Source organism: Vibrio aerogenes (assembly GCF_024346755.1).
GTDB lineage: Bacteria > Pseudomonadota > Gammaproteobacteria > Enterobacterales > Vibrionaceae > Vibrio > Vibrio aerogenes.
In genome coordinates, this window is sequence record NZ_AP024861.1 from 1,075,943 (window position 1) to 1,088,661 (window position 12,719).

The 12,719-nt window shown below is 42.7% G+C and carries 8 protein-coding genes and 1 pseudogene; 6 read left to right on the forward strand and 3 right to left on the reverse strand.

The window, feature by feature from the left end:
- Window positions 1-817: 817 nt before the first annotated feature.
- The 5 genes and pseudogenes from OCV29_RS04975 to OCV29_RS04995 all read left to right on the forward strand — a co-directional run bounded on the left by OCV29_RS04975 (window position 818) and on the right by OCV29_RS04995 (window position 8,709).
- On the forward strand, window positions 818-2,593 hold the full coding sequence (locus tag OCV29_RS04975) for an endo-1,4-beta-xylanase (protein WP_073604693.1): 1,776 nt from the start codon (window positions 818-820) through the stop codon (window positions 2,591-2,593).
- Window positions 2,594-2,858: 265 nt separating this feature from the next.
- On the forward strand, window positions 2,859-4,811 hold the full coding sequence (locus OCV29_RS04980) for an endo-1,4-beta-xylanase (RefSeq protein ID WP_073604694.1): 1,953 nt from the start codon (window positions 2,859-2,861) through the stop codon (window positions 4,809-4,811).
- 29 nt (window positions 4,812-4,840) lie between these two features.
- A pseudogene (locus OCV29_RS04985) lies at window positions 4,841-5,725 on the forward strand (non-reducing end alpha-L-arabinofuranosidase family hydrolase); the annotation flags it as partial.
- A gap of 1,641 nt (window positions 5,726-7,366) precedes the next feature.
- On the forward strand, window positions 7,367-7,909 hold the full coding sequence (locus OCV29_RS04990) for a YbhB/YbcL family Raf kinase inhibitor-like protein (protein WP_073604696.1): 543 nt from the start codon (window positions 7,367-7,369) through the stop codon (window positions 7,907-7,909).
- Complete coding sequence (locus OCV29_RS04995; RefSeq protein WP_261887372.1) at window positions 7,906-8,709, forward strand: helix-turn-helix domain-containing protein; 804 nt, start codon at window positions 7,906-7,908, stop codon at window positions 8,707-8,709. Before OCV29_RS04990 ends, OCV29_RS04995 begins: the two co-directional genes overlap by 4 nt.
- A gap of 73 nt (window positions 8,710-8,782) precedes the next feature.
- Here OCV29_RS04995 and OCV29_RS05000 read toward each other — a convergent pair whose 3' ends face one another.
- Entirely contained in the window at window positions 8,783-9,466 is a 684-nt protein-coding gene (locus tag OCV29_RS05000; protein WP_073604698.1) for a M50 family metallopeptidase, read from the reverse strand.
- 635 nt (window positions 9,467-10,101) lie between these two features.
- On the opposite strand from OCV29_RS05000, the gene OCV29_RS05005 reads away from it, so the two are divergent.
- Complete coding sequence (locus OCV29_RS05005; RefSeq protein WP_139281629.1) at window positions 10,102-11,358, forward strand: MFS transporter; 1,257 nt, start codon at window positions 10,102-10,104, stop codon at window positions 11,356-11,358.
- A 24-nt stretch (window positions 11,359-11,382) separates the two neighbouring features.
- On the opposite strand, the gene OCV29_RS05010 is transcribed toward OCV29_RS05005, so the two are convergent.
- Window positions 11,383-11,928 (reverse strand): outer membrane beta-barrel protein, encoded by a 546-nt coding sequence (locus tag OCV29_RS05010; RefSeq protein WP_073604700.1) that lies wholly within the window; start codon window positions 11,926-11,928, stop codon window positions 11,383-11,385.
- 379 nt (window positions 11,929-12,307) lie between these two features.
- Window positions 12,308-12,652, reverse strand: a complete 345-nt coding sequence (locus OCV29_RS05015) for a DUF3316 domain-containing protein (protein WP_175561568.1) — start codon at window positions 12,650-12,652, stop codon at window positions 12,308-12,310.
- Between the last annotated feature and the right edge of the window lie 67 nt (window positions 12,653-12,719).

Here is a 12,719-nt window from a genome sequence, read left to right on the forward strand (position 1 = left end):
CTTGAGACTCCTTGAGTTAACTTTGTGTAACTTTCATGCGGTGCATACCATTGCGCATCTCGATAATATGTTCAATTCCTTCGCTGGTATAAAACAATATTTGATAGTTATGGTCAATGTTAAAGTTATAGATAGTGAACTATATGTGACGTAAAGCATCATTTTAGTATTTTATTTCTGTTTTTCGGTTCACTTTGTGTAACTGAGAGGCAGTGTTGAATCCGGTGGCGCTCTGTCATTTTTATGGCTGATTTTTGAGTTAATTAAAGTTAACTTTTATGCGTATTGGCATGGGTTTGTCAGTTTCACAGATGAAAAATCCGCGGAAACAGATACCGCTTATACGGAAATATTATGATTGCATCCTGAGTGTGCTTTCAGGCAGCCTCCCGGAGAAAAAGAGATGGATAAACCCAAAGCGATGACGTTGTTTATGACAACATGAATGTGATTGAGTGAAATAATTCAGGATGAATATTCAAAATAATTGAATCAGCGTTGCAAACAGGCTGTTCAGTAAAGCAGATGAACTTGATGAAATAGATTGCATTGTAAAATAAATGAAAGGGTTGGGGGCGGATTGTAGGGCATCGCAAAAAATAACAGAGAAATGGTGGCAGTTCATCAATAACAAACTGGTTTTTTTTTAGACATCTCCCAAACGGTTAAATTCTGTCATTGCTGCAATATCTTCATTCTGATGAAGTGATTATGATAAAAATCGTTATTCAACTTGTTTTACATTCTTACCCTCAAAAAAAAACAGAGTAATTTGACTGAGAAATATAAATCATTAGCGTTTACTCAAGGAGACCATATGAAGAAGAAAATACAATGTCAGTGGCCCGGTCTGAAAGTTTCGGGAGAGACCAATCATCGGGCTGCAGGGTCGATAATGGCGGCTTTTGCTTTGCTGGGATTACCGCTTGGAAGTGCTGTGGCAGACACCAGTGGCGTCAGCCATCAGGTGACAATTTCGAATGACTGGAGTAGTGGTTACTGTGCAGCTCTGACGGTGACCAATAATAACAGTGCTGCTGTGTCCGGCTGGCAGATCGACATGGATGTGGATGGAACCATCAGTTCTCTCTGGAATGCCGGCTGGACTCAGGATGGTGATGTTGTTCATGTCACTGGTAGCGGACAGTATGAAACGTTGAAAGCCGGGGAAAGTACCTCACAGATTGGCTTTTGCGTGAACCGTTCATCCGGATCGGATAATTCCGGCGGAAGCTCTTCAGATGATAACTCCTCTGGCAGCAGCTCATCCGGTGGACTGGCCGTGAATGGTGATGTGGAAGATGGCCTGACGAACTGGTCATCGACTTCCGGTGATGTGAAACGAACCACTCAGGACAGCCATCATGGTGCAGCAAGTGTTCTGATTTCGAACCGGAGTGCTTCCTGGCATGGGATTACCTTCCAGCCGGAAACTTTAAGTTCAGGTAAAAAATATGATGTCTCTGTTTGGGTAAAACTGGCTCCGGGAGAATCTGATACAACACTGATTCTGACTGGTAAGCGGACCGACGATTCCGATACATCCACAACCAATGAATATACCCGGATCACCACGGCAACTGTTTCAGACTATGAATGGACGGAGCTGAAAGGGACTTATTCACAGTCCGGTACGCCATTCCAGCACTTTATTATTGAATCGGACAGCGACAGTGTCAGCTACTATGCAGATGATTTTACCGTTGAAGCTGCCGGAGATGCTGATGGCTCAGGTAGCAGCACTTCCGGTGATACAAACAAATTCGTTGGTAATATCACAACTTCCGGGAGTGTCAGATCAGATTTCTCCAGCTACTGGAATCAGATTACGCCGGAAAATGAAGGAAAATGGGGTTCAGTGGAAAAAACACGCGATGTGTATAACTGGAGCGGTATAGATGCTGTTTATCAGTATGCGAAGTCACATCATATTCCATTTAAACAACATACCTTTGTGTGGGGAAGTCAGTATCCCAGCTGGATTACGTCTTTAAGTGCTTCAGAACAGGCGGCAGAAATTGAGGAGTGGATTCAGGATTTCTGTACCCGTTATCCGGATGTCGACATCATTGATGTAGTGAATGAAGCGACACCAGGCCACGCTCCTGCATCATTCGCGAAAAGTGCATTCGGCGATGACTGGATTATTAAATCATTTAAACTGGCCCGAAAATATTGTCCGAAAGCAACCCTGGTGCTCAATGACTACAATGTGCTGAGCTGGCATACCGATAAATTCATTGAGATGGCGAAACCCGCGGTGCAAGCCGGCGTGGTGGATGCGATTGGTTTACAGGCACATGGCCTTGAAGACATTTCAACATCAACACTCAAAACAAACCTGGAGAAAGTCGCGGCACTCGGATTGCCAATTTATATTTCTGAGTATGATGTGGCGGAAACAGATGATCAGACCCAGCTGGATGTCTTCAAAGCGCAGTTCCCGCTGTTCTATAACTCGGATGCGGTGGCCGGAATTACTTTATGGGGATATGTGGATGGTAAAACATGGAGAGATGGTACCGGGCTAATCTATGATGATGGTACGCAACGTCCGGCCATGAAGTGGCTGATGAATTATCTGGGTAAATAGCCGCCTCTGAACCACTGTAACAATCAAACCGAAGCCGTCATGAAGACGGCTTTTTTTAACTCATCTGGCGATTTTTTTCTTTCAGTCAGAAACATCAATAATAATTTCCTGTTTTTAAATACATATTCCAAATCATTAAATCCTGACAGACAACTAATATTCTTTTTCCGGACGTTAATGATAATAAGAGTTGACTTCGCTGGTTTTCGGTATTTTCCGCAGAAACAGTATGAACTTCTCCGTATTTTTGCCGGAATAACCAGAGATGAGCGAAGATTTTCATCAGATAGCAGAACATCTGTCTGTATCGATAACATATTTCATTGACCGGCAAAAAGAAAAGGTCATGAAGATAAACTCAACGAAAGGTTGGTCTGGTTTTATGAGAAAAAATACAAAACACCTTCAATTATCGGCAATACATAAGTCTTGTATGGTCGTCATGGCTGCGACGTTTGCTGCCTGGAATCCTTTTGCAGCGCTGGCGGCATCTGCTGACGCAAATGTCGAATATTCTGTTTCGGTCACCAGTGACTGGGGCGCAGGATATTGTGCTGCTGTGACAGTGACGAATCAAAGTGCTCAGGCTTTGGACTGGCATTTTAATATGACGGTTGACGGTAAAATTGATAATTTATGGAACGCGACCTGGAGTCAGGATGGTTCATTGGTTTCTATGTCCGGGGCCGGATGGAATAACACGCTGGCAGCAGGGCAGAGCAACAGCTCGATCGGCTATTGTGTTACCCGTAGCAGTGATGCAAGCGATGATTCGTCGGCAGGAAATGATAACAGTGATAGTGGCAATACCGGCACGGATACAGAGACTGATACCGGCTCCGACAGCAGCTATCAGGTGCCAGAGAATAATTTCGCTAAAAATGGTGGCGTGGAATATGATCTTGAAAACTGGTCGGTGACTGCGGGAAAATTAACACGCAGTACAGCTGCGAGTCATGGTGGTTCCGCCAGTGCTCTGATTACGGAACGGACCAGCGGATGGCATGGGATTACTTTTGATACCGGTTCATTAACCAATGGCAATGATTACGATGTCGCAGTCTGGGTCAAACTGGCACCGGGATCCGTCAATACCGCTGAAATTTATCTGACAGCCAAACGTGCTGATGATAGTGATAGTTCAACCACGAAAGAATATGAGCGTGTTGCGACAGCGGTTGCATCTACAGATAAATGGACACTGGTCCACGGGACATATACACAAAGCGGCACACCGTTTGAACACTTCATTATTGAATCAGATGATGCAGAAGTGAGCTTCTACGCTGATGATTTTTCGATTGGTGGTGATGTTGCCACGGATAATAATTCCGGCGGTTCTGATGCAAAATCAACGGATAAATTTGTCGGTAATATTACGACTTCAGGGAGTGTGCGTTCGGACTTCCTGCAATACTGGAATCAGCTGACACCCGAAAATGAAGGTAAATGGGGCAGCATTGAGAAAACCCGTGATGTATATAACTGGAATGGTGTCGATGCGGCTTACAAATATGCAAAAGAGCACGGCATTCCATTCAAGCAACATACATTTGTCTGGGGAAGCCAGTATCCAAACTGGATTACATCACTCAGCCCGGCAGAGCAGGCATCTGAGATTGAAGAATGGATTCAGGACTTCTGTACCCGTTATCCTGATGCTGATCTGATTGATGTGGTGAATGAGGCCACCCCTGGCCATGCACCGGCATCATTTGCGAAAAGTGCATTCGGCGATGACTGGATTATCAAATCATTTAAACTGGCCCGTAAGTATTGTCCGAACTCAAAACTGGTCCTCAATGATTATAATGTGTTGATCTGGAATACCGATGAGTTTATCAAGATGGCAAAACCAGCAGTTGACGCAGGTGTGGTTGATGCCATTGGTTTGCAGTCCCACGGCCTGGAAAGCCTCTCGGCTTCCCAGTTAAAAACCAATCTGGATAAAGTCGCTGCACTTGGATTACCGATTTACATTTCTGAATACGATATTGCGAAAACCAATGATCAGGAACAGTTAAATATCATGAAAGAACAGTTCCCTGTTTTCTATAAAGATGATGCTGTTGCCGGGATTACCTTGTGGGGTTATATCGCAGGTAAAACCTGGAAAGAAGGCACAGGCCTGATCAATGCTGACGGGACTCAGAGACCCGCAATGAAGTGGTTAATGAACTACCTGAAAGAACAGAGAGATGCTGACTCAAAAAAGTAGAAACGCCCCAGGAATCATGTGATTTACCCTCAACTTTTGGCTGGACATCGACTGATCCGGTGATCTCGCCAATTGATGACAACCTGGTGTCCGTAAAAGATCCATCGATTGTAAAATATGATGGGAAGTACCATGTATTTGCCAGTGTCGTGGATAAAGATGGAAAATATAGTAGTGTCTATCTGAATTTCAAAAACTGGGCAGATGCTGGTCAGGCAACGCAGTTGAGTATGAAGCAGACAAAAGCCGGCAGCACTGTTGCGCCACAGGTTTTTTACTTCGAACCTCATCACAAGTGGTATCTGATTTATCAGTGGGGAGCAAGATACTCGACAAATACTGATATTAACGATCCTTCAGGCTGGAGTGCACCCAAAACACTGCTGACCAATGAACCTGAAGGGGCGTTGGATTACTGGGTGATCTGTGATGATGACAATTGCTACCTGTTCTTCTCCAGAGATGACGGCAAGTTATATCGTTCTAAGGTGTCTGTTGATGATTTCCCGAATTTCAAAGATTATGAGGTTGTCATGTCTGAGGATTCGGCCGGTAAATTATTCGAGGCATCGAATGTCTATAAGGTTGCGGGGAAAGATCAGTATTTGCTGTTGGTTGAAGCTTATGCGCCCCGTTATTTCCGCTCATGGACAGCAAACAGCCTTGATGGTCCGTGGACGCCTTTAGCGGATACTCAGTCTAATCCGTTTGCCGGAGAAGCGAATGTCAGCTTCAGCGGAGAAAAATGGACCAAAGATATCAGCCATGGTGAAATGGTTCGTGCTGGATATGATCAGACACTGACAATCGATCCTTGTCATTTGCAGTATCTGTATCAGGGGCGTGATCCCGAATCTGATGGTGTTGGATATGATGCCCGTCCATATCAGTTAGGATTACTGACGGCTAAATAATTTTGTTTTATTGACTTTGAAAACCCCGGACTGACAGGTTGTCAGACGGGGTTTTTTTATCCTCAAACCCCCTCAAAATGCGTCATTATCACCCAGGTGACCTCAGGATACATGTTCAGCGAGAGTTGATTGTCTTCTGACCAAGGCACGCCTTCTATATAAGAAAAGAGGGAGCACATAGCGATTCTGCGTTAAAAATCAGTGACACAGAGCAGGTATCAATCAATCTTGCCCTTCGGGAGCGTATCAACAGGTCCATTTCTGCGTTAAATCACTTCGAAAGGCGGGGCATTCCTTCAGTTCTTTTCCCTGAACAGGGCCCGTTGATGACGCTCTGTATCTTGAAGTGATTGGTGAATCAATGCTTTATCTGACGATAGTCTGGGTGTGAATTTACTTTTATTTGTTATTTTATTTTTTTTGATTTGCTTGTCTGTTTTGTTGATTTTTCCTTAATTTTACATCGATGTGACAATTTTAATTATATGGTGGATGTAAAATAGAGCATGAGTTGTTATCGATGAATCTTCCATAATGAAAATGTGGGTGTTTATCTCTGAGTCGCTTTTTATATAGAATGTAAATTGAAGAGTATAGTCTGCTTCAGTAGATTGAACTCTTCAACCAGAGTATTTCTTTAACTTGTTATTATTTTATTTAATTTGTTCATTTTTTTGTTTAGCCGGCTTTAAGCCGGTTTTTTTTATGTATCTGAAATATCCATTATATGGAAAATAATAATGTGTAATTAAAATCATTCTTTATATTTATGAGTTAAATATTGACATTAAATTTGCTTGTATATGTAAAATAGGTCAGAAATTATGTGTTTATCAGCCAGGATTTGGTCTGAAGTTGTTTGCTATTGTTTGCGTGTTAAACTTAATGAAATAACCTAATTTATTGTTTTTGTTGGTTTTTATTTTTTTATTGTGAATGTGAGTAGGCTATTTTTAATAGATTGTTAATTATTTAAAAGAGCATACGGTTGCGTGTGTTTTATATTAATAATTAAATATTAATTTATGAGACTTGTCCCATAAAAATAAAAAGGCAATATATTTTGTTTTTTTTCATGTATATTAGGTGGCGAATGAGGTTGGCAATGTCTCTTTTGTTGCGTTGTTTAATTTCATTCAGAGTATTTCTTTAACTTGTTATTTTGTTTATTTATTATGTTTTTTATTTCACATAAATTTATGGGCCGGCATTATGCCGGCTTTTTTTATGATGTGAATATTTTTCATGATCTGGTTATGTTCTGTTTTTTTAATTGACTTAAATATTTTATGATATCCTTGAAGTGTTTTTGGATTGTTTGGTGATGGTTTTTCTATGGTGATGTGATTTATTTTAAATTGTTTGTTATTTTTTGTTTTAATATTTTTTGTTATTCGAGTTTTAAACAAAAAGTATCATTATTTGCAGGTTTTGGTGTGAATCTGATACTTTCTGTTTAACATAGCGTTCCCGGAATTGGTTAATATATACCCGGTATTCTCTTTCTCTGAACTGCTTTTGTCGGTGACAGGCTGCACAGAGGTCACTCAGAAACAGAGATGCAATACAGAGTGAACCATTTACAACAGATGGGGCCGGTGTTGTTAAAGTATACTCACCGTTGTTCCCGGGAGTTTTGAGATGAAATTTAAGATATCTTTGTTATTCACCGGATTGTTGACAGTCAGCGCGGGTATACATGCGCTAGAACTGTCCAGTCCGGATATTCAGGAAGGTGAGCATTTATCTTCATCGTTGTTCTTTAACGGGTTTGGCTGCTCAGGAAAAAATATCTCTCCCCGTTTAAGCTGGCGTGACATTCCTGCAGAGACAAAAAGTTTTGCCGTGACTGTTTATGATCCGGATGCGCCAACAGAAAGTGGCTGGTGGCACTGGAGTGTGATAAATATCCCGGCAGGTGTTCATACTTTAAAAAGCGGACAGTCGATCGCGGCTGTTGGCGGCAAAGAGATCAGAAACGATTTTGGACAAACAGCTTTTGGAGGCGCATGTCCTCCTCCCGGTCATGGGATGCACCGCTACCAGTTTACTGTCTGGGCGCTTCCGTATAAAAAAATGCCGGTGCCGGATTCAGCTTCCGCGGCATTGGTCGGATACATGCTGAATCAGGATGCAATTGCCCAATCCCGTATTACGGCAACAGCGATGAGAAAACAAAAATGAGTCAGCAGAGTGTGACAGATGAGCCTTTATTCACAATCAACCATATTTTGAGTGTCAGGCCACAAAAACTGAGTAATATGACGATTCTGTCTCCCTCTGTTATCTGGATCCGGGCTGGTTATAAAAAGCTTCTCAACCATCAGAGATCTCAGGCGCTGGATGAGCAGTCTTTGCTGCTGGTGCGCAGTCATGAGCGATTAACTTTTGAAAATCAGCCCGGACAGTCAGCGTTTCGCTCCTGCCAGATCTGTTTTCACCATTACCCTGATGCCGGACTGCTGGCCTACAGCCAGACACAGAGTACAGGCGAGCGGGCTATTTTTAAGCTGACACCAGATCTGCGTCAGGCGCTTGAGGTTTTATCGGTTCTTGATCACCGCCTGATGACGCATGCGGTACAACGTCACTGGCTGGATGGTTTCTATCAGCTGCTGGCAGAAAGAGGCATGCTGCATCATTTATTCGGTCCAACAGGAAAATCGTTACGTGAGAAGTTGAGTGACTATTTTACACCGGCACCGGGGAAGTCTTATAAGCTGGATTACGTCTGTACGGAGCTGGGAATGAGTCGCTCAACACTCATCCGCCGTTTACACCAGGAAAACACCAGTTTCAGGGAAGTACTGCATGATGTGAGAATGAATCACGCCATTGATCTGATTCAGCAAGGTCAACATCATGCTCCGGAAGTTGCGCTGGCTTGTGGTTATCAGTCACCTCAGCGGTTCCGGCAGCGTTTCAAAGCACAGTTTGATGTGAGTTTCCGCCAATATGTGAAAACGTTGTCGGTTACTCCCTGAAGCCTGAGATCATTCATGCAGTGACGACGCAGCATACTGTGAGATATTGTATCGGACGTCTGGATCATCAGACTCAGCTGCTTCTGGCTGTGAGTAAACAGGCTGAACGCATTGCATATAACCCAATGCCAATCCAGATCAAAATAAAGAGAAAAGCAGGGAATCCGGTGAGCCGGCTTAAAGTGATGTGATCCCCCGAGCTATGAACAGACCATAGATACGAAGGTGAATAGATCGCATTCAGCATGACGTAAATTCCCAGAAAACGCAGCAGATAGGTCCCCGGTTTTCCGAGAAACCAGCATGAGACAAAAACGCCGATAATATAGAGCAGAACAATTGCCGTTGCCGGACCGTCCACATACAAAAAGAAAAAGACACAAAACAGAATCAGCACAAGTTTGCTTATCTTAGCAGCATAAAGACTGCTGGCGTAAAGCAGATAACCAAACAAAGATGCGCCGGGATAACCGGCAAATGCAATCAAAAATCGCTCTGATTTATACCCGCTTCCCATTGAGACTGATGACAGCACATATCCTTCGCGCCATTCGAGATGCAGACTACTGAGCCGGTTCCCGGTCAACAGGGTCACCAACCCGTGAGAGGCTTCATGAAAAAACACTTCAACCGACTTAAACAGGTAGATCAGAAATGCAGAATGACTCAGGTAATGGATCCACAGAGCCAGACCCGTAAAAATCAGGAAAATCCACAGATTACTACCTGCACGGGAGATTAAATTATTAAAGGCCATGATCCCCTCAAATAGCCGTTGTCTGTACTCATATATGGGTATATTTCATTTAAGAACTGAATCATAACAAAATAAAATCCGGATTTGCATTCCCTCTGAAAGTCGCCTGTCAGCAGACGTTCAATTATCTTCATTGTCAGTATTTGTCAGTATTTGTCAGTATTTGTCAGTATTTGTCAGTGTTTTTGCGGGAACTATTTGAAAAGCTGAATTTTATTTTGAACTGACTGTATCCTGTTTCTGATTCTCTCCTGGGTTTTCACAAAGGCAAGTAAAGAAATCTAATCACAGGCGTGAAAATATGAAATCCAGACATTTGTCATGGTTGACACAGAGATGTATGAATGGAAACCGGTGAGAACGACAGCGTTAAAATTGTCATGAATATAATGTTATTTATATCAAAATGCTGTTTCATTTTCAATCAGCGCGCTCCTGCCTTGTTAACTGTTACGATAAAATTACTGTAAAGTTATGAAAATAAAGCTGTTTTATTGAGTTCATGAATTATATCAATTAGCGTAATCTCTGTCTGAATTCCCATAGGTATATCCTGCAACGAACGATTGCCGTCATACCATTTGTTTTGTATTCAGACGCCTCCCTTCGTCTTCCGGAAGTTTAAGGACGCCACTGTGAATACGCGAAAAATGTTTAATAATCCTTTACAAGTTCTCTCCCGGCCTGATTTCAGGTATTACTGGATTGGATTTTGTATTTCAGTTATCGGGACATGGATGCAAAGAATCGCCCAGCCCTGGCTGGCATATGAAATGACCGATTCGCCTTTTTTACTCAGTATCGTGGGTGTGGCTCAAACGGCACCCGTCTTTGTTTTATGCCTGTTTTCCGGCGTGATTGTGGATCGTTTTCCCAAGAAACTGATCTTATTGATCACTCAGTCCGTCGCCTTTGTTGTGACATTAGTTATGGCGGTTTTAATTTGGGCTGATGTCATCCAGTACTGGCATATTGTTGCGGGTGCTTTGATTCTGGGAATCACAAATAGTATCGACATGCCGGCAAGACAATCTTTTTATATTGAACTGGTCGAAAAAGAACTACTGGTCAATGCGATTGCGTTGTGTTCTTCCGCATTTAATATTGCCCGCATTATTGGCCCTTTGATTGCCGGCCTGATCATGGTTTATACGACAACCGGAATTTGTTTTTTCGCGAATGCCCTCAGTTATGCGCTGATGTTTATTTGTCTGCTGATGATTCATCCCCGCCCGGTTCACCGGAAAAAAAATAAACAGCGGGAAACCATGTTTAGTCAGATATATGCCGGCTTGCAGCATATCCGTGAAAATCAGATCCTGTCTGTCACGATGCTTGGTGTCGGGATTGTGGGGATCTTTGCTTTTAATTTTACAGTGTTACTCCCGGTTCTGGTTAAAACGATATTCCATGCGGATGCAAGAAACTTTAGTTATCTGATGTCTTTCATGGGCGTTGGTTCGTTTTGTGGTGCGTTGATAGTGGCTTCGACCGGGAAAGATGGCCCTAAAGCTTACACGCAAACCGTGATTCCGTTTTTACTGGGATGCACTCTTTTTTTCACCGGGATGCTGAATCACATGTATCTGCTGTGTGGCATCATGATGATCAGTGGTTTACTCACGGTATTGTTCTCATCCAGTGCGAATTCGATGGTACAGCTTCATTTATCTGAAGAGTTCCGGGGGCGGGTAATGAGTATCTATATTCTGGTTTTCAATGGTGCTTCGGCCATTGGCAACTTTGTTGCAGGTGTAGTGATGGCGCATTATGACGCTCAGGTGGCTTATATGATTTGCGGTGGCGCTGTTGTTGTTTTAATGGCAGGTGTTCAGTTATTGAGAAGAAGGATATTCAGCCCGGTGCAATGGATAAAAACCGGACAGAAATGACTCTGTCCGGAGAATGCTGATTGATCAGAAATTCATTCTTAAGCCAATGTTATAGACGTCTGTTTCTTCATCAAAGGCTTCATACCTGACTTCAGTTGATATCCTGTCTGTGAGTTTAAATCCAAGTCCGGCACCAAATGTAAAGTCAGAACCGTCAGCTGAGGCTTCAAAGGTTCCACTACCGTAATTGACACTTCCTTTCAGATCCAGGTAAGAAATTGCTGGTGTTGCAAAGATGTAAAACTGGTTAGTGAGATCCATTTCTGTTCTCAAAGCAAACGAGCTGAAGCTTGAAACTTCGAAATCCATCGATGTGCCGGCAGCGTTATATTCATCTGAACCGATTCCCTGACCAAAGCGGACTTCAGGGGTAAGACGAAACACTTTTCCATAGTACATTGGGTATCCGACTGTTAAAGCCGCCACATTCATACTGATTGTTTGACCGTCTCCGTCGCCGATCTGGATGTTCAAATAATCTGCTCCGGCAACCAGATGACCGGAAGAGGCAGCTGATGCCATCAATGGTGCTGCTGTCAGCAGTGCGGCCGTTATTATTTTTTTTACCATTATTATTTTTCCTTTGTTGTTTACAGTGATGTACTTGTTCCTCATACAGGCTCTGGGCCGGTTTTATCACTGATATTTATACATACCTAGAGAAACAGAAAATATTATGAACAATGTTTTCTATTCTCGTGTATGTTAAAAAACATTATTCAAAATATCAATATACAATTGACTGATTTGTGAAATATCTTCTGCATTTTTAGGTAGTTAAGGAAGCAGGGCAGCGCTGAAAAAGAGTACGCAGCTGACAACTTGTCATGAAAGGCGGGGAATAAGGATAAATTATCCAGAGAAAAAACGCCGGAGCCCATTTTTATACTATGAGATCCGGCGGAAGGATGTTATAAGACGCAACTGACTACAATGATTTTCATGAACTTTAGTTATTGTTGTTGTCATGCGCTTTATAGTGATAGCTGACTTCAACAGTCGCACGGTATTTTACCTGTTCGGGTGCAACGGCGACGGTTTTCAGAGCGACATCTGACTTATCAATAATAATATTTCTGACCTGACTCTCCGGAGTTGCTGCCAGCTTCATTTTCAGTTTTGACTGAGACATATGGTGAAGCTGATTAATGTAGCTGAATCCGGCCTGTAGCGCTTCCTGCTGAGACTGATAGTCACCCACGTGTTTGTGTGTCACATCATGATAAGTTTGTGTACTGGCGAAGGCACTGGTGCTGATTATCAATGAAGCTGCAATAATTGATATATTTTTCATAACTTTACTCTCTCTTTTATTCTTCTCGTTCATTGCTGTCCGGTTTCCCCGATACATATGAGGATCC